Below are 24992 nucleotides of genomic sequence, written 5' to 3'. Positions count from 1 at the left end.
TTGTCAATATGACAAGCGTCCAACTATATATATTAAGTCTATCAGGAGTTAAATCCTTTAATTTACACATAAACCATACGTATACATCCAGAACGGCAGAGATGCCGTTTTATTGTTTTGATAATCTTGTACGCATCTGTACAAGTAGATTGCTTCATATGAATGGTGTCGCAGTTTGCATTCATTTCAAATTGCAATAAAAAAATCCACCTTATGAACAAGAAACTACATTGAATTGGAAAGGTGGAAGACGTAATATGAGGAGAAATGTAAGCGCATTCATATCAGGGTGTTTTTTTAACTCCTTGAGCGAGGTGGTCTTCTTTTAAAGGTGAAATAAGGATTGTGTGCTTTTAAATATTAAACGAGGGGAAGAATGCTATGCGAAAGCGGATTTCAATCATAACGTTAGTTTTATTTTTGACCTTCAATAACTGTTTGAGTTTTGTTCTGCCATTTAACAATCAAGCTTCAGCGGACCCCGTAACACCAACGATGTTGGCACATTATCCACTGCTTGAGGATGTACAGGATACATCCGGTAATGGCAAACATGGAACGGCTGTAGGCAACATTACGTATGCCGATGGTCTTACTTTACCTGGAGGAACAGATAGTACTACGAACTACGTGCAGCTTCCTACTGGATTGTTTGATCATCAAGAAAATACAACGATTTCTGTATGGATCAAAAATAACACGGGGAGCGGGAATTACTCCGCATTATTCTACGGTACGCCAGCAGCTGAAAATAAATTACCAACGAACTATTGGCTGTTTAATCCATCGAACCCAAGTGGTGATTTCAAGTCCGTATTTACGGATCGCAATAATGTGGACCAGCCTTGGACAACTGAGATAGGAGTATCAGGCGCTTCTACCTCACAATATCAAGGTCAATGGGTTCACTATACGACGGTCATCACAGAACGCTCTATTACAGGTTACATTAACGGTGTAAGTATAGGCACGGCCGCCAAAGAGAAAACAACAGCCAGCTTTGGTACGGATTTGCAAGCATACATCGGTCGCTCCAATTATTCAGGGGATGCTACTTTTGCGGGCAGCTTTCAAGATTTGAGAATTTACGGAGAGGCACTAAATAATGAAGATATCGCGGCAGTATATGAACAATCATTTAATGAAAAGCAAGTACAACAAGGAAAAATAGAGCTAACGTTAGGTGATATATCTGCCGTGACAGAATCTCTTGAACTTCCTTCTACCAATAAGTATGGCGCATGGATATTGTGGACTTCCAGTGATGAGAGTGCGGTTAGTACAACTGGGGAAGTGACCTTACGAGAAATGGAGCAACAAGTGACGTTAACTGCAACCATTTCTTTAGGTGGAAGCCAGGCAACGAAGGAGTTCGTGGTTACCTTACTACCTAAAGGTGCTACTGTGGAGCAGATTGCCGTTAAGGAGGTTTCGCTTAATGAAGCTGCACTTCGTTTATCCATGGGGGACAGCGAGACATTAGTGGCTACAATCTCACCTTCAAATGCAACCAATAAAAGAGTCGTCTGGACATCTAGTGACTCCAGTGTAGCGCTTGTCAATTCAACGGGTAATGTTACAGCGGTTAGTGAGGGTAATGCCACAATTACGGTACAGACTGAAGATGGAGAGTTTACAGCTACATCAGCCGTTACCGTTAAGGGAAAATCACTTAAAGATGATCTTATTCTTCATTACAACATGAAAATGACCGAAGAAGTAGACGGTCAACTTGTATTAAAGGATGTTGCCAACAAGGCAGTTACGTTTGATGGAATATTTAAAAATCCAAACAATGGACAGTTCATTTCAAATAGTGAAGTTGGTTTTATTTCATTTAATGGTGGAAGCTCTACATCGAACAGTGGATATGTTGAGATTCCGAAGGGCTCTAATGGACTGGATCTATTACAAGGTCTGAATGAGATTACCGTGTCTTCCATCGTAAACTGGACGAATGACGGTACGAATCGCTGGATTTTCGGTTTGGGTACGGTGTTAACGCCGGAAACGAACAAATATTTCTTCGTAACCCCACGTCACGGTAGTGGATCAGGCAATATGATTGCTACAGGCATCTCCAAAAATGGCTGGCCGAACGAAGCCTTAGTTACAGGTGGCGCAAACTCCAACCTGATCAGTGGACAGTGGAAGCATGTAACGGTGTCCTTCTCTGAAGCTAGCAACAGGATCACATTATTCGTTGATGGAGTTAAGGTTGCTTCAGGTAATACGAAGGGACTAAAGTTGTCAGACATTATTAATCCGGATGCTACGTTTTCTGGCTTTATCGGTAAGTCCATCTTCGCGAACGATCCATACCTTCAAGGTAGCGTGGCTGATTTCCAAGTATATGATCGTGCGTTGACAGAGCAGGAAATGGGCGAGTTATATCAACAAGAAGCAGCAACTCACATCTCCAAAATACGTCAGCTTACTGTTGATGATGCAGCGAATCAAATTCGCATAGATCGTTACTTAGACGAAGCAGATCAGAGTGCTGAGCAGATAACGAAAGACCTTACCTTACCGACGAGTGGTAAAAACGGCGTAAACATCACGTGGAGTTCCAGTCATCCTACGGTCATTTCTAACAGTGGTACTGTACAACGTCCTGCTGTTGAAGCAGGTAATGTTCAAGCAGAGCTTACCGCTACTTTAACGTATCAAGGCGTATCTAGAGCGGCTGTATTCCCGGTTACGATCTTGAAGCAATTCGATGATCAGCAGAAGGTTGATCTGGACGCTGAACAATTAGAGATCTACAACGCGGACAATGTTAAAGGGAACTTACGTCTTGTCACTACAGGTGAACAAGGCTCCACCATTACATGGACATCCAGCAGGCCGGCGGTCGTTAAAGGAACGGCTGAAGCGGCTGGTAACGCTACACAATTAGGCTGGGTGAGCCGTCAAACTACGGATATACCCGTTACGCTAATCGCTACGATTACGAATGGTACAGCTTCGAAAGAGCTAACGTTTAACGTTACGATTAGAAAAGCAGCTGCACCAGTACAGCCTGATGCGTACTTCTTTGCATACTTTACAGGTGAATATGAGGGCGGTGAAGAGATCTCCTTCGCTACAGCGGAAGATCCATTGTTCTGGAAAGCACTGAATAATGGAAAGTCGATCCTGCAATCGAATATGGGGGAAAAGGGGCTTCGTGATCCATTCGTTATTCGGTCAGCAGAAGGCGATAAGTTCTATATGCTGGCAACCGATTTGAAAATGGGTGAAAGTACAAATTTTGATCAAGCTCAAATGACAGGCAGTCATTACATGATGGTTTGGGAGTCAGAGGATCTCGTGAACTGGAGCGAGCAGCGAAAGATCAAGGTTGCTCCCAAGACGGGAGGAAATACGTGGGCGCCAGAAGCGATCTATGATCCGGTAACTGGTGAGTATATCGTATTTTGGGCATCATCAATGAAAAACACAGAGACATATGGTGATTATAACGGAAGACCAGAAGGTCAGTACAATGTGATGTACTACGCAACAACAAGAGACTTTTACACTTTTTCAGAGCCAAAGGTCATGATTGATGAGTCACTTCCGACCATTGATACGACGTTTATTGAGCATAATGATATGTTGTACCGATTCACCAAATCAGAAGTAAATACGAAAGTGTATGTGGAGAAGGCCCCAACGTTCTATTATGACAAAGACGGTATTGCAGCAAATGGCCTTCAATACGACGCAGTTCCGGGTACACGTGATAACAAACTTGGCTTGATCGGAAAAAATGGCAATAACGAAGGACAAACGATTTTTAAAGATATTCATAAAGACAAATGGTATCTGTTCCTTGATTCATGGCCATATCATGTACGATATACAACAGACTTGGACAGTAGCACGCAATATATAAACAATGTGTTAAGTAGTGATCAATATGCACTTCCGCCAGGACCACGACACGGGACGGTAATTCCAATCTCACGTGCAGAGTATAATGCTTTGCAAGAGAAGTATGCATGGAAAGGTCCAGCGCCATCAACAGATCCGGTTGTACATTACTCATTCGATGCAGATACAGTGAATGGTACAACGTTGAATGACATTTCTGGTAATGGCTATCACGCAACACTCGTAGGTGGAGCAACGATTAATGAAGAGGATCGGATCGGTAAAAGTGGTGGTGCACTAGAGCTTAATGGATCAACAGGATATGTGAAGCTGCCAGATCACTTGATTCAATCCTTGAATCTGGAGAAGGCTACGTTCTCTACATGGGTTCAAATGGATAAAAATCAAGCCAATCAAAGAATATTTGATTTTGCTTCCGAAACAGGCAGACAGGTTAACCGCAACACCATGTACTTGAGTACACAAGGGGATACAGGTAGTCTGGAGTTCGCTGTCGTAACCCCTTTTACAGAGAAATTTAGCAATGACAGCACGAAACTAGGATCAGATTATAAATATGCAGTGAGAAATGCTGGACTTTTACCAACGAAGACTTGGCAGCATGTTGCCATTACAATGGATGAATTTGATGCCGTATTGTACGTGAATGGTCAAGAGGTTAAACGCAGCTCGACATTTAACGTGGAGCCGAGAATGTTACTGGAAACAACGATGAATTATATTGGTAAATCGAGAAACAGCTCTCATAGTCTATTTGATGGTAAATTGGATGATTTCCGTATCTATAATCGTGCATTATCCGTTGAAGAGATTGCAACTTTGGCTAATGAAGACGTTACTCCTCCAGTAGAGCAGCCATCTGGGGCAGAACTCATTCTCCACTACGATATGAATGATATCGATGGTGCGACAGTTGTTGACCAAACAGGAAACTTTAACGGAAAATGGATGAATCCGTCTAAAGCAGAATGGATTAGTACACAAGATGCGGGTGTACTAAGCTTTACTGGTGGCACGACTAACTCCTATGTAGAGCTGCCACAAGGAGTTCTCGATGGATTAACGGATATCACCGTTTCGTCCATTGTGAACTGGAGCGGTAAAAATGCTGCGGAGTGGTTATATGCATTAGGAAGACCAAACAGTAATACGCACTATACGTATTTCACACCACGTTATAACGCTAACGGTCTGGCTCGCTTAGGTATCGCGACGAATGCCTGGAATAATGAGTCTTCAACTTCGACCACGGGCTTAAAGAATAATGAATGGAAAATCGTTACAACTGTTGTTTCAGGTACAGATGGTACACTAGCGCTATATATTGATGGTGTTGCTGTTGCATCAGGATCAACGAATGGTATGACGTTAGAACAAATAAAAAATATCTCAGGCAGTAGTGGAACCATTGGGAAGTCATTTTATCCGGCTGATCCATACTTCGGCGGGTTGATTGCAGACTTCCAAATCTATGATGGTGCGATGACAGCAGCAGATATTGCATCACTGAAGGCTCGTGCAGATCAGAAGATTGCTTCGATGAAGGGCATGTTTGTATCGGCTGCGAAAGAGAAATTAACCATTCATGATCTTCTTGCCTCGAATACATCCAAAGATGCGATTATAAGCAATGTAACTTTGCCAACATCAGGTGCTTATGGCACAACAATAAGCTGGACTTCAGATAAGGGGAATGTCATCTCAACTACAGGTGCCGTAACCAGACCAGCTAATGCAACGGGTGATCAAGTTGTAACGTTAACAGCAGTATTTTCAGATGGTACAGAGACAGCTCTCAAAACCTTTACGTTGATGGTTAAGGCATTGCCAAGCGATGCCGCTTCTGTAGATGAAGCAAAAGCAGCGCTAGTCGTTCATAACATTGGTGATGTTAGAGGTCATCTCTCATTACCGAAATCTGGACTATATGGAACAACCATTACTTGGGCTTCTGTTCAGCCCAATGTCATTTCAGTGACGGGTGAAGTACAACGTCCGGCGTACGGTAGTGGAGATATAGACGTGAAGCTTACAGCTACGATTACATTAAATGCAGCATCCGCTACAAAGGAATTTATGGCGAAGGTGAAGGAACGGCCTGCTGATGAAAAATATGCGGGATACTTCTTCGCATATTTCACTGGAGAAGGTAGCTCAACAGGCGAGCAAGTTCACTTTGCACTAAGTAACGGTAATGATCCATTGAACTGGCGAGAATTGAATAATGGTAAACCTGTATTGACCTCTACCTTAGGGGAGAAGGGAGTACGAGATCCATTCATTATTCGTTCGCCTGAAGGTGACAAGTTCTATATGATCGCTACCGATCTGAAAATTAACGGCAATGGTAACTGGGGCAGAGCACAGACATGGGGCAGTCGTTCCATTATGGTGTGGGAATCGAATGATCTGGTCAACTGGACAGATCAACGCATGGTAGAGGTTGCACCGGAAGAAGCGGGTAATACCTGGGCACCAGAAATCATGTACGACAAAACAACTGGTGAATATATCGTATTCTGGGCTTCAAGAATGTTTGTCGATGCATCCCATACAGGCAGTGCATATCAAAAAATGATGTATAGCAAGACAAGAGATTTCTATACGTTCACTGAACCGAAAGTATATTTGGATTATGGATATTCCATCATTGACACAACGATGATTGAGCATGATGGAAAAGTGTATCGCTTTACGAAGGATGAGCAGGACAACGGAGCTGCTGCTCCATTTGGCAAGATGGTCTTCCAAGAGGTTGGTAACTCGATCTTAGATCCAGCCTTCAAGATGATTAATCAAGGTGTGGGTAACATGAAATGGGTTGAGGGTCCAACGATCTTCAAATCAAATACAGAAGAAAAATGGTATTTATTCGTAGATGAGTTTGGTGGAAGAGGTTATATTCCATTCGAGACAACCAATCTTGCATCAGGTGTCTGGACATTATCTTCTAACTACAATTTACCCGCGAGTCCGCGTCACGGAACGGTAATTCCCATTACACAACGTGAGTATGATGCACTTAGTGGGAAGAACGTACCCGTTAGTGGAATTAGCCTGGACCAAACGACGTTGTCCATCGTAGAAGGTAAATCAGGGCAATTGACAGCTACCGTATTACCAGCTAATGCAACGAAAAAAGCAGTAACATGGCGCTCCAGTAATCCAGCTGTAGCCACTGTAAGTGCGACGGGGCGAGTAACAGCGGTGGCAGCAGGAACAGCAAACATTACAGTAACTACAGAAGATGGTGGGTTTTCATCCAGCGCTACAGTAACAGTAACACCATTGGTTGATGGGACTCCAGAAGCACCAAGCAGTGGGGATGGAAATGGTAGCGGTAATATCCCTGCACCTACAGCACCACCAGCTACAGGTGGAAATGAGCCAGTGGTAATGGACAACGGCCAAATAAACATTAAGCCAGTCGCAAGTGAGAACGGTGCTTTTAACGTGAAGTTAAGTGCGGATACAGTGAAGCGTGCGCTTGATCAAACGACAAGCGGTGAGCTACAGATACGAGTTGAAGGTGATCAAAGCTGGAACGGGCTAACGATTGAGTTAGCAGTAGATGCGCGCTTAACAAGTGGATCTTCTACGGTAGATCGCATCGAGATCAATACAGGCTCTGCAGTCGTAAGCGTGGCAACCGAACTGCTCGGAACAGGAACAAGTGCGGGGAAAACGTTAGGATTGTCGATTAAGAAAATAACAGCTAATCAATTGTCAGCTAGTGCACAAGCGGGGCTAACTGGTGAGGTCGTATATGATATCGAGTTAACGATTGATGGTAAGAAGCTTACAGCGTTTGATGGCAGAGATGATCTCGTGATTGCATTGCCATACACCCTAAAAGCTGCCGAAAATCCAAACAATGTCATCGTATACGATGTGAAGGACAACGGTGAGCTAAGAGTGGTGACGAATGGTAAATACAATGCAGCGACAGGAAAAGTAGAGTTCAAGCCAACGTATCTAAGCAAGTATACGGTAGCGTATGTTGCAACGAGCTTTAAGGATGTGACCCAAGACTGGGCGAAGGATGCCATCTCAGCATTGGGAGCAAGAGGCATTGTGAATGGTGTAGGCGACGGCGAGTTTAATCCGAAGGGTCAAGTGACAAGAGCAGAATTCATCACCATGCTGATGAATATGTTGGAGTTATCGGATGAGAGCGCAACGACAAGTTTTAGTGATGTGAAGTCAGGAGAATGGTACCATGGAAACATCGCAACTGCGCAGAAGCTGGGGATTGTGAACGGAAAACCAAATGGAAGATTTGGAGTTCGTGAGAACATTACGCGAGAAGATATGGTGGTTATGGTATACAAGGCGATCCAAATAAAGCAACTAGCGTTAGCAGGTGGTGAAGCTACTGCTTTCAAGGATGAAGCAAGCATCGCAAACTACGCGAAGCAAGCGGTAGAGGCAATACAGGGAGCAGGCATCATAAACGGTGTAGGTAACGATGAGTTTGCACCGAAGAAGAATGCCAGCCGTGCAGAAGCAGCAGTGATGATTTATAATGTGTTGGGTTTGATGTAGGCACGGGCTCCGTGCATTAAGGAATAACAAAGCTAAAAACGTTACCACTTCTTGTGGTAGCGTTTTTGGCGTACCATTTCGATTCCCTCATGTTCAATACCTAAAACTTGGCTACTAACACAAGGACTCTTGAGTGTAAGTGGTTTTTTTATGATTCATAGCAGTGATACTTATCCTTTTTGAAAGCGCTTTTAAATTAATGTAGACAAGAGAACATACCAGATGATATATTGTTTCTATAAGAAACAATATTATTTTTGTTGAGAACTATATTATACGTGTCCTTGTTAAGGGCGGAAGAAATGATCTCTCGGAGCTTAAGCTTGGACACTACAAAAAGGATGGGGAAATGATGACTAAAATCGAGACAACAATTCAATCCTTTGATGGTACACAGCTTTATTTCAGCAAGGATACAGTGGAAAATGCCAAAGCCGCTGTCGTTATTGTGCACGGATTAGCGGAACATACCGGTCGCTATGATTATGTGACAGAGAAGCTGAGTCAGCGCGGGTTTAACGTATATCGATTCGATCATCGCGGTCATGCCAGATCCGAAGGACCACGTACGTTCTACAGTGATTTCCACCAGATCATAGAGGATGTCAACGTTGTGGTGGAGACTGCTTTGCAAGAAAGCGGAAATCTTCCGCTGTTTGTTATCGGACATAGTATGGGCGGCTTCGCAACATCGTCTTTTGGAACGAAATATCCAGGCAAGGTTAAAGGTATCGTGTTATCCGGAGCGCTCACTCGTTACAATACAAAAGTTGCCGGAGAACTGCCGATGGATCTGCCTACAGGCACGTATTTCCCGAATGAGCTGGGCAGCGGCGTATGTAGTGATCCCGCAGTTGTATCCGCTTACGCGAATGATCCACTAGTTGAAAAGCAAATCTCTGTAGATTTGTTTAACAGTCTGGGAAATGGCATAACATGGCTGAAGGAGAACGCTGAGAAGTTTATAGATCCCGTACTTGTTCTGCATGGGGCGAATGACGGGCTGGTCAGCGAAAAGGATTCTCGTGATTTTTACGGAGATATCGCTTCAACCGATAAAACACTCAAAATTTATGCTCATCTGATGCATGAGATATTTAATGAACCAACCCGTGATGACGTTATTGAAGAAGCAATCACATGGATTGAAAAACGGATCTGATTTCAGTAGAGTAAGAGAGAGAATCTGAATGATGAAAGGGATTATCCATGAAATTAGATTGGATGGGCGACCATCGGGAACTGATTGAAAAAATTATCAAGTACGGCAATGCGTACTCGAACACCTATAAGTTGCAGCGAAGTTATGGTACGGATATGATGTTCTCGGCTTCACAGATTCAGACGCTGGAATACATTCTGGAAGCCGAGGACAAGGAAGAGAAGATGACGGAAATGGCTGCGCGCCTGGGCGTAAGCCGCAGTACATTTTCCAAGAATGTGAAGAATTTGACCGAAAAAGGACTGCTCGAGAAATTCCATCTAAGCGGTAACCGCAAAGATATTTACGTCAAACCTTCGGCAAAAGGGCGCGAGGTATATGGCAAGTATACCGAATTTGTGCGAGAGCTTTGCTTTGATGAGATTTTCAAGTATGCCGATCAGATTTCAGATGCCGACAAACAAAACTTTATTCGCATTATGGATATGTTCGCCGATGTACTCGTCTGGTATGGTGAAAAGGAACAGGAAGCGCGTAAATTAATCAGAATTGATTCGGATTCGGGCATCGACTAGTTTCGAGATAAAAGGGATTTTCCTCAAGGCTGTTCTGTGGCCGGAAAGGAAAATTCCTTTTTGCTTGCTCTGAAACACGAATCTTGAAATTAAGGCACTAGCCCATTCCCTCCGCGAATGTCCGTCATACAGTATAAGGTGCTCTCGTGAACTGCTGTATGACAAATGTTGAATAGGGAGATGGATAGATTGAAATCAAAAACGAAACTGACCGGACGAGTGATCTTCAGAGGTGATCCAGGATATGAGGCCGCGCGAAAAAACTGGGACCCGCATACGGACAGATTTCCTAAAGTATTTGTTTTTGCTCAGAAAACAAAAGATGTCTCCAATGCCATCCGATGGGCTCGTGAGAATGATGTGCCGATCCGGCCGCGAAGTGGCAGACACGCGCTTGAAGTGAACCTTTCACAGGTGAATGGCGGTATCGTGATTGACGTGAGTGATCTGAATTCGATCAAGCTTGATAAAAAAAATGGAACCGTCGTTGTAGGAACAGGCAACCGGGTAGGAAGAATTGCGAATACCCTCGCCAAGCAAGGATTCATCGCTCCGTTTGGTGACAGCCCTACCGTTGGAATCGGTGGGATTACGTTAGGCGGGGGAATTGGGCCTCTCCAACGTACCATAGGTCTCATCAGTGATAACCTGCTTGAAGTGGAGATGGTGGATGCCAACGGAAAAGTCATTCGGGCGAATAAAAAGCTTAATGCAGATCTCTTTTGGGCCTCACGTGGTGGGGGTGGTGGTAACTTCGGAGTGTACACCCGCTACAAGTTCAAAGTGCGCCGGGCTCCAGCGAAAGCGACAGTATTTAAAATCACCTGGCCATGGGCTCAATTCGAAAAGGTGCTCAAAGTATGGCAGCGGTGGGCTCCCTCTGTTGATACGAGATTGGGCAGCGAGTTGTCCATCGGACCGAAAAAAGGTGGTAACGTTATGATGGAGGGACTGTTCTTAGGCTCTAAAACAGAGGCCCTCCGATTATTGCAGCCAATGACTAGTGTCGGCACACCGACGAGCTCCACGGTTCGTTTGTTGCCTTACCCGGAAGTTGTGAAGTTCTTATTGCAGCCTGACCCGATTCAAACGCAAAGGTTCAGTAACCAGTTCTCCTCCGGTTTCGGAAGAAAACCATTTCCTGATAAGGCCATCAAAACGATGCGGGCATTTTTGGAGAATATAGAAGAGGGGCCAGGCGGGTTCTATTTCCTGAACTGGGGTGGAGCGGTAAGTCGCAAATCACCTCGATCAACCGCATTTTTCTGGCGGAAAGAGAAGTTCTATGTGGAATGGACCAGTACGTGGATCAAACCTTCCCATGCCGCTAAAAATATTGCACTCGCTCGTAATACTCGCAAGAAATTGCAACCATACATTGTCGGTTCCTATATCAACGTTCCAGACCAAGGAATCAAAAATTCCGGTCCAGTGTACTATGGAGCCAACTATGCCCGACTGCGGAGAGTCAAAGCCAAGTATGATCCGAAAAATGTGTTTAACAATCCGCAAAGCATCACGCCTGCTCGGAGAGTGTAATCCATATTCACTTGTTCACTGTCTAATTAATGAGTGAAGAAACACGCCTTATTGGGCGTGTTTTTGGTATGTAAAATATAAATGCCAGAACAAGGAATGAAATTAACCTGTGAACAAGCATGAACAAGCGTGAACGACAGTGGAAAGATATACGACGCACACTCAGGATATCACGACCGTGAATACTTTTTTCACCGAACAACGAAAAAACCGCCCTCGGTCATATGACCAAGAGCAGTTTCTTCACATGCCAACTAGGCATGTCAGTTGTTGGAGCAATTAAACGTTAACTTTTTCTCCAGCAAATACTTCCACGTTCATTGGTGCGGCCATAAAAGCTGCTGCTTGTTGAACAAAAGCCTGGAAATGTGAGCTTGTGTTGTGGGAAGCTGTAGCAGCTTCATCTTTCCACAGTTCAATCATCGTGTATTGTTGTTCGTGTTCTGTGCTTTTTGTCAGATCGTAGCTGATGTTACCTTCTTCTTGACGTGTAGCCGTGATCAGTTCTTTAGCTGCAGCCAGAAATGCTTGTTCTTGAGCCGCTTGAATTTGCAGATGTGCGTGAATGATAATCATAATAGTTAACCCTCCAGAGTGTGTTTGAGATTTGTTAGTGATATAAACCTATTAAAAGCAAATAATCATGACTTACAGGGAAACAGCCCCTGATATTATGCCCAAGTTGTGATGGTTTCTACTGGCAGACGATAGGAAGGATGACCTTCTTTCGCTGATTTACCAATAGAGATCAACATAACGGGTTGATAACGCTCTTTGTCCATACCGAATACTTCTGCAATTTGATCTTTCTCATAACCACCAATTGGGTTGGTGTCATAACCATGAGCACGTGCTGCAAGCATCAATTGCATGGAAGCAAGGCCAGCATCGATTAGGTTAACGTCACGAAGATCGGAAGCAGCCATCTTTTCGTAATAAGGCATTACAGTTTTGAGCTGCATATCCTTAATGTCTTGTGGCATGTAACCAAGTTCTACAGCTTTACCAAAAATCTCATCCATATATTCAACGTTGTTCATGTCAATGAATACGCCAATAACAGCGGCAGAAGTCAAAACCTGATTTTGATTGAATCTTGCAAGAGGAGCAAGCTTTTCTTTGCCTTCAGCTGTATCTACAACCAGAAAACGCCAAGGTTGCAAATTGATCGAAGATGGTGCACGGGAAGCTTCTGACAGAATTTCTGTCATTTCTTCACGGCTGATTTTCACTTCAGGATCATACAGTTTAACAGAACGACGACCGTAGGTAATCTCGTTAAAATCATTTGTTTTTTGGAATTTGCTTTGAATCGTACTCATGAATGGATCTCTCCTCTATATATGGGTTAAAAATTGTTCTGCATACGTTCGAGGAAATCAGCGAGCGCTTGAACCTCGTCTTCACTGAAATCCTGCAAAATCTGATTGATGAAATTCGTCTTCTCGGCTTTATAACCTTCAATCTGCTTTCGACCGTGGTCCGTGAGACGAACAAAAGTTACCCGATTATCTTCAGGGTTTTTACGTCTTGTGACCATCAGGTCTGCCTCAAGCTGCTTCAAGTGGCGTGTAATCGCAGCACTATCAATGTTAATGATTTTCTGCAGCATGGACTGGTTGATCTCATCGACCTGATCCAGTTCATGGAGAATCTCAAAGCGTGAGGAACTGATACCTGTGCAACGTTCGAACTTGGGACTGATTTTGTTGCCCAACACGTTCAGCAGGTTGATGATCTGTTCTTCTTTGGAAACAATACGTGTCATGACTAGACCTCCCGGGTGAATCTGAATCATGAACAACGGCGTATGTTAACCAATAAATGATGTTACAGTATACAATGCCATTGCCTAATGATTATTTGTATGCTCTCGATCATTGATGTATCAATAGTTGATGCCTCAATCATTGATGGCTCAATTAATATATCATGCCTTTTATGATTTTGCAACAGGTTATGAAGAAAAGATGATTATACCTGGATTATCCCGGTCCAGAAGCATGTCTTCTGTATAGGATGTCCATCTGCATGAGTTTATATCTATGGGCCATGTTATTGAGAATTATTATCAATTGATCTATAATAAGAAGACATGGCATATCGAGCGAACGCAACAGGCAGCAGTTCATACAACAGCTGAGCAGGCATGAAGGTGGATATGGATCGGAGGGTAAGTACAGAAGATATGAATTTGAATGATCACATCAAGCTGTGGAATCGCTGGATACGATCACAAACATATTACGGAAAGCAAAATAATAGAGCTTAGTCAGGCGAGTATAGGCTTCGATCCGACAAGGGAAGGGACGTCAGCATGAACGAAAATGATTGGATCAAACAAATGGAGCAACTACATTTCTCTGCTGTCCACGTCTGCCAGTACTCTAGCAATCCGGGGACTCTCAGCCGCAGGGTCTGGAAGAGGTACGCCATTTGCAGGATTATTGCTGGCAAGGGATCTTTGACTATGAATAACGTTATACATACGGTGTCCCAAGACGATTGGTTTTTGTTGAAGCCAGGAATGCATGTGGAATTTCAGACAGATATGGAAGCCCTGGTCCGATATCAGATCATTTTATTTTCCTGTGTGACACTTACCCGGAGTCGAAATGCTTGGCATAGCGATACAGTTGATTTTCCTGTTACAGGCAAGCTTAACATTTCTTCCAATGCGTCTGATATTCGGGAGAGCATGGATACCTTGGTACATGGAAAAGACTCTTTCACGAGTCTGGAAAAGACGCGCAGGAAACATCTTTTGCATCAGTTATTGATTCAGCTAATGATACACGTGAATGAAGCAGCTCCGTCTTTAGCGGGGATGGATCGGGCACTTGAATACATGACGCATCAGTATATGAAAGACATTCGAGTCGATCAGATGGCCGGCATGGCAGGGCTTAGTGTGAATCATTTTATAAGAACGTTCAAACGGCAATTAAATATGACTCCGATCGAATACATCCTGAAACAACGTATGGCGAAGGCCAAGCAGCTGTTGTTTTCTTCAGATAAAATCAAGGAAATTGCGGAGCAGGTAGGCTATAGGGATGAGCACTATTTCAGCAGAGTCTTCAAGAAAAACGAAGGCGTCGCACCGACGCTATATATGAAAAATAAAGTGAGTCGCATTGCCACATTGTATTACGGGTTGGATGACTATGTAATAACGCTTGGTATGACGCCAGTGTCCGCACTATCTTATGGTCAGAGAGTGGCTCGCCATGTTGCTGTTCCTGAGCTTCAAGTACACAGTCATCAGGGACTTATCCTGGACAGCTTCAATCAGAACTATGACGAGTTGAGACGAGTCCAACCGGATCTTATCATTACGAGTGATCGTCTAGAGCCGAATGCATCCCTGCATCATATCGCCCCCACCGCTATGCTGGAACATACCAACCATTGTGGTGAAAGACTTCTGTATATAGCGGACATTATGGGACGTACCGAACAGGCTGTGCAGTGGATTGAACAACATGCGAACCTGAGTCAGGTGCTTCGAAGACGAATTCAATCGAGATGGGGGAAACAGAGTGCCATGTTCATCCGGGTGACTTCTCATTTCTACCGAATGTATGGATTAAATAACCAGACAGGAGCCCTGTTGTATGATGATTTAGGTTTCCATTTGCCTAGCCATTTCCCGGAAAATCAGTGGGCTGTGGAGACGCAAGTTAGCGATTTGCAGTTATATGACGCGGATCATGTGTTTGTAATGGTCGATCCCACGGAAGAGGCGCACGCTCAACTACGGCAATTGCAGCAATCTAGTGAATGGTTGGCATTAAAGGCTGTTCAAGAAGGCCATGTCTATAATGCAGGAGATATTTTCTTCAAGACGCTGGGGCCAACCGGACGGACGTGGGCTATGCGATATGTAGCAGAGCAGCTTGGTATTACTGTACGGTGATATTGTGCAAGTGAAGAGCGTGGAATAATCCATGGCAAGCTTGTTTGCTTTTCCCTACTATAATGATAATGATTATTATTATTAAATAGTAGAGGAGATTCACTACAAATGGTAAGACAGAGAGTAGCAACGATGGTACTATTGGCCTTGCTTATATTCGTACTGGCCGCATGTGGCAAGACATCGGAAGTAAATGAAGCAATGCCTGAGCAACAGGATACACCTTTGGAAGAGAGTGGTACACAAACGATCGAGCATCTTAAAGGAACAGCGGTTGTACCGCAAAAAATAGAGCGTATGGTTGTGTTGTCTGCCGCTTACATCGATCACATGTTAACGATTGGTGAGAAACCAGCAGGCGTTAATGTAGAAGTTCGTTATGGCGGAGATTATCTGCCTTATCTTGCAGATCAGCTTGCTGATGTGCCAACAGTAGGGTCGGCAGATAGTCCTAATCTGGAGGCTATTCTTCAGATCAATCCGGATGTCATCGTTGTTGAGAGTCGAACTGCTGAGAGTACATATGAGCAGTTGGAGAAAATTGCTCCGACGATTGTACTTGGTAATGAATGGCTGGATTATGAAGATGACACAACGTATTGGACACAGGATCTGTTGACCATAGCCGGGTTGTTCAACAAGGTCGATCTGGCCAAGGAGAAAATCGCAGAGGTGGAGCAACAGGCGGAACAACTAAAAGCGAAGATCGAACAATTGGATCAGAAAAAGCTGGCTTACTTGCGTGTCAGAGAGAAGACTTTGCAAATTTATGCGGAAAAAGGGCATCCAACCAACACGCTGTTGTATCATGATCTTGGATTTGTGCCCACTGCTGTGACGCCTGGCGAACAGCGTGAGGACCTGTCCATAGAGAAAATCGCGGATATTGATGCCAATTTCGTCGTTCTTGAGGTTGATCCGAATGCCGAGGACTATCTAAACAACATCCATGCAAGCTCACTCTGGAAGAAAGTGCCGGCTGTTGGTGAAGATCAGGTCTATACGACAGACTCGTTCTGGTTATTTAAGGGCTGGGGAGCAATCGGTCGCAGCGAGATTATTAACGAAGTTGAAGATATGATTCCATAGATGGGACATTATCCAGGACATAACCATTCAGAGATGTCGGAAGTATTACAGCAATTTTTTGTGACGACGATCCGAGCAGACTGCAATGATTCCAAGTTTCCTTTCCGAGTGAAGGATTTGCTGGATGAAGAGAAACGAGACTTAATATTGCGTGAACAGGCTATGCAACAAGGGCTTCAATTGGATGGAAAAGGGAGTGTAGCTGTCGGTACACTTTTTGCCAAGCGTTATTCGGTGTTGGTAATGGCCGTAATTTCTGCATTCAGTCTATACGACACTACACTTAGTATGGCAGATGATGATATACGGTTCGCATTGAATGGATCAGGCGGCATGCGATATGAGACTCTGCTAGAGAAAATCTTTCTGGAAGGTCCCGATCCTGTCCAGCGCAGGTCAGAGAGTACCTTGCTCAAGAAGAGAATGCTGTTACATCTGGTACCTGTTCTGCGAGCAGTAGCCATTAGTACAGGAGCGAGTGATAAGGTCATGTGGTCTCTGGTTGCGCATAATGTGCAACAATTGTATGAACGCATGATTAATGATCAAAGAATATGGAAGACGGATCAACGGCTTGCACAGATCAAGGAAGATCAGAGCATATGGCTTGACGAACAAAATGAAAATGCATTTACATTTGCCATGGAGCTGAATCGCTTTGATCACCCCGAGTGGCAAGGATCGCCGTTCTTGATACGTCGATATTGTTGTTTGGCTTATCAAGTTGGAGACGGCAGTCATACACATGGTTATTGCGACAGTTGTCCGAAGCTGGATTCGGAATCCCGATTGCATAATCTTCTACAGGAGTGAACTGACATTTTCGTACCGCATCGTCGTATCTGCTTCGACGATCCTTGTTCTCTTCGAAACTGACGCCAGAGGCTTGGGCGAGACCATGTCCCCAAATCCTCTTTATAAAGAATCGGTCTGGACATCGACATGTTCCATAACCTGCAGCCGCTTAAGCCAGCGTCTGCGGGTTTGTTGGTTTTGGACGAGAAAGTTCAGGCAAACGTAGGGATAAAATCCGAGTAAGCTCAAAAATGAATGACTTTTCACGTTTTTGGATTTTGCGTTGATTACCTGGATCGGATATACTTCAAGTTATTGATCAATTCATAACTGTGCGTTGGAAGGGGAAAAATGATGGCTAAAGATACAGCAGCATCGGTTAATCGGCGAAATGATATTATCTCTGCAGCGATTGACGTCTTCGCGGAAATTGGTTATTACCGTGCGACTACAGCTCAAGTGGCTGAACGGGCAGAGATTTCACAGCCGTATATCTTTCGTTTTTTTAAAACAAAAGAAGCTTTATTATTAACTGCAATTGAAGTCTCATGGACACGAGTGATTGAAGCGTTCCGAATCGTTGTGGAGACGGCGACGCCAGATCAGTTGGAAAATGACTTAATTGAAGCCTACGATAAGATTCTGGAATCTCACAAGAGTGAGATCTTGCTACAAATGCAGGCGCAAACCATCCGGGAAGAAGTCATTCGTCAGGCCATGCAAAAAGGCATTGGTGATGTACGAAGCATGGTACTGGAAGCTTTCACAGTTGCAGGAATTGCGGAACCACTCAAAAGAACCATGATTTTCCTGGCGATCGGGATGTTGTGTAATGTATCTACAGCATTGGATATGCCGGAGCTAAAGGATCGATAGAGAGGGAGTGAAGTCCCTTTTTTAAATTTAGTTATTGATCAATCACTAAATATGGTTTATATTGTTCTCAGGAAGTAATTGATCAATCACTAAATTAATGAAAGAGGTCGGTATATGATGAAAAAAGCTATTGTTATTGGAGCCACAGGTGGAACAGGTGCAGCGATTACGGAGGAATTGATTAGACGGGGAATTTCTACGATTGCATTTGGGCGCTCTCGTCAAAAACTGGAGCAACTTGCGGTAAAGCTGGGATCTCCGAGTCACCTACAAATCGCAGTGGGAGATGCATTTCAGTCGGATGATATTATTGCTGCTTCCCAGGAAATTGATATCATGTTCCATTGTGCGAACGTTCCGTATAACGAAATGGAGAGCAGACTGATTCCGCTGGGTGAATCCGTTATGACGGCGGCAGATCACTTGGGGCTGAACGTGGTTGTAATAGACGGAATCTACCCTTATGGCAAAAGACAAATGAAAGAGGTAACGGAAGAACATCCGAAGCAGCCACATACCCGCAAAGGCAAGACACGACTTGCCTATGAACAAATGTTATTCAGCAGAAGATGGAGCAGAGCTCAGGTGATGATTGTTCGCTTGCCAGACTATTATGGCCCAACGGCCAATCAGGCTTCCTATCTGGGTTCCACGCTTGAAGCGATAGCGAAAGGCAAGATGGCTTTTTTTATCGGGAATATGAAGGTAGCCAGAGAGTATATCTATTTGCCGGATGCTGCGGTCATGGTGGTGGAATTGGCAAGCAGGGAGACGACATATGGGCAGAACTGGAACATTCCTGGATCGGGGATCATCTCGGGTCATGAGATTGTGCATATGGCACAGAAGGCTGCGGGGAGAAGAAAACCTGTGATCGCGTTAGGAAAAGTGGGACTGTCATTGATTGGACTGGGTGTACCCGTTATGAAAGAAATTGTAGAGATGTTATATCTGACGGTGGACCCGTTGATCTTGAGTAGACAAAAGTATGAGGAACGGATTGGCCCGGTTGTGGCAACATCTTTTGAAGAAGGAATTGCGTTAACGATTAAGGAGTTGCAGGGGGAGTAGAAGGGAATATATCTTTCGGGACAAGTAATTGATTGATCACTAACTATGGGAGTTTCAGAGGTATCCTGAATGGGGGCGCACAAAGCTAGTCCTGGGCATAGAGTGTACTATTGTAAAAAGCGGAGATTTGACGTGGGTGTACAAGGAGGGGGGGATTTTCTAGTGAGCGTTATGTCCAAAAAGAAACGCAAGATTTCCTCAATTAGTAAAGTTAAACGGAAAGTAAAAAAACAAAAAAAGCACGCTAGCCTTAGGAAGAGCAAGTCTTGTAAAAAAGGCAGACGTAAATGCAAAAAAAAGAAAAGCCACAGAAGCCCTTTCCTTCGAGGCCCACGGGGTTATCGGGGGATGAGAGGATACACTGGAGCAACTGGAGTTACAGGGTTAATCGGAGACCCTGGATCTCCTGGCAAAAGGGGAGCAATCGGTCTAACAGGACGAACTGGAGTAACTGGAATTACGGGAAGTACCGGAGTAACTGGAGCCACAGGAGCTACTGGACTAATGGGGACCACAGGTGTGACTGGAGCTACAGGATTTAAAGGTACGACCGGACCAACGGGTGAGGCGGGAGCAACTGGCATCGGATCGACTGGAGTCTCAGGAACAACCGGCGCAACTGGAATAACCGGATTTGGTAATACAGGCGTGACTGGTGCTACAGGAAATACTGGTATAACTGGCTTTACGGGCAGCACCGGATTTACAGGAGCAACTGGTCCAACTGGAATTGGTGTGATGGGACTAACTGGTTTTACGGGCTCAACCGGTGAAACAGGAGTCACGGGTCCGACTGGTGCAACTGGAATTACTGGCGTTACCGGAGAAACGGGTCTAACTGGGATAACAGGAGTCACGGGTAACACAGGAGTAACTGGCGCAGCCGGAACGACAGGTAGCGTAGGTGTGACCGGAGCTACTGGAGAGACGGGGGTGACCGGGGTTGCAGGTACGGATGGTGCCACGGGACCCACGGGGGCTACTGGGATAACCGGAATGACTGGATTTATGGGGACAACTGGAGTAACCGGTGAAACAGGGACAACAGGAACAACAGGTGTTACTGGAGAAACGGGGTTAACTGGGGCCACCGGAACGACTGGTGTGACGGGACTCATAGGAGTTACTGGGATTACTGGTCCTACCGGCTCAACAGGAGATACAGGAACGACGGGTCCAACAGGTGTAATAGGAGTTACTGGCGTAACAGGGACGACTGGAGCGACAGGTCTAACCGGTCTCACGGGTGTGACCGGAGCCATTGGAGCGACTGGGGAAACGGGACCTGCTGGGATAAATGGAATGACAGGTTCAACCGGCACGACAGGTATTACTGGAATTACTGGTGCCACTGGAGAAACGGGCATAACAGGGGACATAGGTTCAACTGGTGTCACGGGTCCCACTGGTGCTACTGGAGTAACTGGATCTACGGGAGATACAGGAACCATAGGAATGACAGGTGCAACTGGACTTACTGGTATCACGGGGATTACCGGAGTTACGGGCATAACAGGTATGACCGGTCTAACGGGAGTCACCGGTGCGACTGGCTTAACTGGCGTTACGGGTATAACTGGTGTGACCGGTGCAACCGGATTAACTGGAGAAACAGGAACCACGGGCATCACAGGGGAGACGGGTGTAACAGGTGTTACAGGTCCGACTGGGGTAACCGGATTAACTGGAAGTACTGGCATAACTGGTACGACAGGATTCACCGGGACTACGGGTATAACCGGCGAAACAGGCACGACGGGTGTGACAGGGCCAACAGGGGCAACTGGCGAAACAGGAATTTCGGGATTAACAGGTGTCACAGGAATCACAGGAGCAACGGGTAGCATGGGAGTTACTGGCGAGACAGGAACTACAGGCATAACTGGCGTTACGGGAACTACAGGTGCGACAGGAACCACTGGAGAAACTGGAATTACTGGAGAAACAGGTAGCACTGGCATCACGGGTGCGATAGGTGTTACAGGTGCAACAGGTGCAACGGGTATCACAGGTTCGACTGGGGTAACTGGTACCACTGGAGAGACGGGATTTACGGGAGTCACAGGGGTAACTGGTGTGACCGGACCCACTGGATCTACTGGAGAAACGGGATCTACCGGCACGACCGGTATCACGGGAGCAACAGGTGCCACTGGCACGACTGGCGAACAGGGCACGACCGGCATAACCGGTGCAGCGGGTATTACAGGAGAGACAGGGATAACCGGAGTCACAGGTCCAACTGGTGTGACCGGACCCACTGGATCTACTGGAGAAACGGGATCTACCGGCACGACTGGTATCACGGGAGCAACAGGTGCCACTGGCACGACTGGCGAACAGGGCACGACAGGCATAACCGGTGCCACGGGTATTACCGGAGAAACAGGGATAACCGGGGTCACAGGTACAACGGGTGTGACGGGGCCAACAGGTGCGACCGGCGAAACAGGAATTACTGGATTTACGGGTGTCACAGGCTTAACGGGAATCACAGGAGCAACGGGAGCAACAGGTGGCACGGGAGTTACTGGCGAGACAGGAACTACAGGGATAACTGGGGTTACGGGAACTACAGGAGTTACAGGTGCGACAGGAACTACTGGAGCAACTGGATTTACTGGAGAAACAGGTAGCACGGGCGTCACCGGCATCACGGGAGCGACAGGTGAGACCGGGGTAACTGGTATCACTGGAGAGACGGGGTTTACGGGAGCAACAGGTGCCACTGGCACGACTGGCGAACAGGGCACGACAGGCATAACCGGTGCCACGGGTATTACCGGAGAGACAGGGATAACCGGGGTCACAGGTACAACGGGTGTGACGGGGCCAACAGGTGCAACTGGCGAAACAGGAATTACTGGATTTACGGGTGTCACAGGCTTAACGGGAATCACAGGAGCAACGGGAGCAACAGGTGGCACGGGAGTTACTGGCGAGACAGGAACTACTGGAGAAACTGGATTTACTGGAGAAACAGGTAGCACGGGCGTCACCGGCATCACGGGTGCGACGGGTGTGACTGGGGTAACTGGTATCACTGGAGAGACGGGATTTACGGGAGCAACAGGTGCCACTGGCACGACAGGCGAACAGGGCACGACAGGCATAACTGGTGCCACGGGTATTACAGGAGAGACAGGGATAACCGGTGTCACAGGTACGACGGGTGTGACGGGGCCGACAGGTGCGACCGGCGAAACAGGAATTACTGGATTTACGGGTGTCACTGGCGTAACAGGAATCACAGGAGTTACCGGATCTACCGGCATCACGGGTGCGACAGGTGTGACCGGGTCAACTGGTGCCACAGGTATTACAGGAGAGACAGGGATAACTGGGGTCACAGGCACGACGGGTGTGACGGGGCCAACAGGTGCGACCGGCGAAACAGGAATTACTGGATTTACGGGTGTCACTGGCGTAACAGGAATCACAGGAGTTACCGGATCTACCGGCATCACGGGTGCGACAGGTGTGACCGGGTCAACTGGTGCCACAGGTATTACAGGAGAGACAGGGATAACTGGGGTCACAGGCACGACGGGTGTGACGGGGCCAACAGGTGCAACTGGCGAAACAGGATTTACAGGTGTCACAGGTATCACAGGTACCACGGGAGTTACCGGCGAAACAGGAACTACAGGCATAACTGGGGTCACAGGTCCAATTGGTGTTACAGGACCCACTGGATCTACTGGAGAAACGGGATCGACTGGGTCAACCGGATCTACTGGCATCACGGGTGCGACGGGATTGACTGGCACAACAGGCATAACTGGTGCCACGGGTATCACAGGTGAGACTGGGGTAACTGGTATTACTGGAGAGACGGGATCTACGGGAGTCACAGGTATCACAGGAGCTACCGGACCCACTGGATCTACTGGAGAAACGGGATCGACTGGGTCAACCGGATCTACTGGCATCACGGGTGCGACGGGATTGACTGGCACAACAGGCATAACTGGTGCCACGGGTATCACAGGTGAGACTGGGGTAACTGGTATTACTGGAGAGACGGGATCTACGGGAGTCACAGGTATCACAGGAGCTACCGGACCCACTGGATCTACTGGAGAAACGGGATCGACTGGGTCAACCGGATCTACTGGCATCACGGGTGCGACGGGATTGACTGGCACAACAGGCATAACTGGTGCCACGGGTATCACAGGTGAGACTGGGGTAACTGGTATTACTGGAGAGACGGGATCTACGGGAGTCACAGGTATCACAGGAGCTACCGGACCCACTGGATCTACTGGAGAAACGGGATCGACTGGGTCAACCGGATCTACTGGCATCACGGGTGCGACGGGATTGACTGGCACAACAGGCATAACTGGTGCCACGGGTATCACAGGTGAGACTGGGGTAACTGGTATTACTGGAGAGACGGGATCTACGGGAGTCACAGGTATCACAGGAGCTACCGGACCCACTGGATCTACTGGAGAAACGGGATCGACTGGGTCAACCGGATCTACTGGCATCACGGGTGCGACGGGATTGACTGGCACAACAGGCATAACTGGTGCCACGGGTATCACAGGTGAGACTGGAGTCACAGGTATCACAGGAGCTACCGGACCCACCGGATCTACTGGAGCAACTGGCATAACCGGCACGACTGGATTAACTGGTGTTACGGGTGCAACAGGTGCGACCGGAGCTACGGGAATAACTGGCACTACAGGAGCAACAGGAACAACAGGCACCACGGGAACAACAGGAGTTGCAGGCGTCACAGGAGACACGGGTGCAACTGGTTCAACGGGGGTAACGGGAACAGCAGGAATTACAGGTCCAACCGGCCCGACAGGACCAACTGGGGCTAACGGAATTACGGGGGCAACTGGCGTGACGAGTGCAACAGGTGCGACCGGAGCTACGGGAATAACTGGCACTACAGGAGCAACAGGAATCACAGGGGCTACAGGAGCCACTGGGCCAACCGGGCCTAACTTTGCTACAGAAGGGTTTTCAGCCTTCTTGGCTACACTTTCTACAGCAACGAGCACACAATTAACCAACTGGACGACAACAAGTCCTTATTATGGTAACGCCAACTTCAACGCAACGACAGGAAATTATACGGTACCAGTGACAGGCAGATATTCCATTGTGGCCACGATCAATTATGCAACGACCGCAGCGATCGCCTTATCACTGGGCGCTGGGGTTAACCCAGCCTTTCTTGTCCAGAGAACATCACCTACGGTAACTACGCTTGTTAGTGGTTTGTTGCCCATCTTAAACGTAGCCGTTACATTGCTTACTCTACGGGCAGTCTTGGGGAGCAGTTCTGTTACTTTGGCGGTAGAAGTGGCATTGAATGCTGGAGATGTAATTGGATTGTTCTATGCCGCTAACGGGCTAACGATTACGTTGAACCTGGGTAGCGGCGCAACAAATGGTATTTTTTGGTCTGTACATGAGATCACCTAATAACTTTCCAACGGATTGTGCCTATGGACAAATTCGTAAACTTGTAATAAGTTAGTTTGAAGATATTCGAAATATCTTTTGGAAAGTG

Annotated in this window: 13 protein-coding genes; 10 read left to right on the top strand and 3 right to left on the bottom strand. The window is 46.3% G+C overall.

The window, feature by feature from the left end; genetic code table 11:
- The first annotated feature begins 381 nt into the window (after positions 1 to 381).
- The 4 genes from ACX9NY_RS13830 to ACX9NY_RS13815 all read left to right on the top strand — a co-directional run bounded on the left by ACX9NY_RS13830 (position 382) and on the right by ACX9NY_RS13815 (position 11700).
- Positions 382 to 8424, top strand: coding sequence for an immunoglobulin-like domain-containing protein (locus tag ACX9NY_RS13830; RefSeq protein ID WP_472478922.1), 8043 nt, complete (start codon positions 382 to 384; stop codon positions 8422 to 8424).
- 349 nt (positions 8425 to 8773) lie between these two features.
- The gene (locus tag ACX9NY_RS13825; protein WP_472478920.1) at positions 8774 to 9586 is read left to right on the top strand and encodes an alpha/beta hydrolase; all 813 of its coding nucleotides are present in this window, start codon (positions 8774 to 8776) and stop codon (positions 9584 to 9586) included.
- Between the two features lie 47 nt (positions 9587 to 9633).
- Positions 9634 to 10161: a MarR family winged helix-turn-helix transcriptional regulator gene (locus ACX9NY_RS13820; protein WP_472478918.1), complete on the top strand. Its 528-nt coding sequence runs from the start codon at positions 9634 to 9636 to the stop codon at positions 10159 to 10161.
- Positions 10162 to 10350: 189 nt separating this feature from the next.
- A complete protein-coding gene (locus ACX9NY_RS13815; RefSeq protein ID WP_472478916.1) occupies positions 10351 to 11700 on the top strand; it encodes an FAD-binding oxidoreductase in 1350 nt (449 codons plus the stop codon).
- A gap of 279 nt (positions 11701 to 11979) precedes the next feature.
- Here the strand turns inward: ACX9NY_RS13815 and ACX9NY_RS13810 are convergent, their stop codons facing one another.
- The 3 genes from ACX9NY_RS13810 to ACX9NY_RS13800 form a co-directional block, all read right to left on the bottom strand.
- Complete coding sequence (locus ACX9NY_RS13810; protein WP_339241040.1) at positions 11980 to 12276, bottom strand: putative quinol monooxygenase; 297 nt, start codon at positions 12274 to 12276, stop codon at positions 11980 to 11982.
- Positions 12277 to 12371: 95 nt separating this feature from the next.
- Positions 12372 to 13022 (bottom strand): nitroreductase family protein, encoded by a 651-nt coding sequence (locus ACX9NY_RS13805; protein WP_339241043.1) that lies wholly within the window; start codon positions 13020 to 13022, stop codon positions 12372 to 12374.
- A 26-nt stretch (positions 13023 to 13048) separates the two neighbouring features.
- A complete protein-coding gene (locus tag ACX9NY_RS13800; protein ID WP_253433129.1) occupies positions 13049 to 13468 on the bottom strand; it encodes a MarR family winged helix-turn-helix transcriptional regulator in 420 nt (139 codons plus the stop codon).
- Positions 13469 to 14017: 549 nt separating this feature from the next.
- On the opposite strand from ACX9NY_RS13800, the gene ACX9NY_RS13795 reads away from it, so the two are divergent.
- The 6 genes from ACX9NY_RS13795 to ACX9NY_RS13770 all read left to right on the top strand — a co-directional run bounded on the left by ACX9NY_RS13795 (position 14018) and on the right by ACX9NY_RS13770 (position 24904).
- Positions 14018 to 15619: an AraC family transcriptional regulator gene (locus tag ACX9NY_RS13795; protein WP_472478913.1), complete on the top strand. Its 1602-nt coding sequence runs from the start codon at positions 14018 to 14020 to the stop codon at positions 15617 to 15619.
- Between the two features lie 108 nt (positions 15620 to 15727).
- The gene (locus ACX9NY_RS13790; RefSeq protein WP_339260204.1) at positions 15728 to 16708 is read left to right on the top strand and encodes an ABC transporter substrate-binding protein; all 981 of its coding nucleotides are present in this window, start codon (positions 15728 to 15730) and stop codon (positions 16706 to 16708) included.
- Positions 16709 to 16741: 33 nt separating this feature from the next.
- Positions 16742 to 17521, top strand: coding sequence for a hypothetical protein (locus ACX9NY_RS13785; protein ID WP_339260206.1), 780 nt, complete (start codon positions 16742 to 16744; stop codon positions 17519 to 17521).
- 336 nt (positions 17522 to 17857) lie between these two features.
- Positions 17858 to 18379, top strand: a complete 522-nt coding sequence (locus tag ACX9NY_RS13780; RefSeq protein ID WP_339261365.1) for a TetR/AcrR family transcriptional regulator — start codon at positions 17858 to 17860, stop codon at positions 18377 to 18379.
- A 117-nt stretch (positions 18380 to 18496) separates the two neighbouring features.
- Positions 18497 to 19450, top strand: coding sequence for an SDR family NAD(P)-dependent oxidoreductase (locus ACX9NY_RS13775; RefSeq protein ID WP_339242993.1), 954 nt, complete (start codon positions 18497 to 18499; stop codon positions 19448 to 19450).
- 348 nt (positions 19451 to 19798) lie between these two features.
- Positions 19799 to 24904, top strand: a complete 5106-nt coding sequence (locus ACX9NY_RS13770) for a beta strand repeat-containing protein (protein WP_472478911.1) — start codon at positions 19799 to 19801, stop codon at positions 24902 to 24904.
- The last annotated feature ends 88 nt before the right edge of the window (positions 24905 to 24992 follow it).

The organism is Paenibacillus sp. CB74 (assembly GCF_055687625.1).
This window is presented reverse-complemented; position numbering and strand designations above follow the sequence as displayed.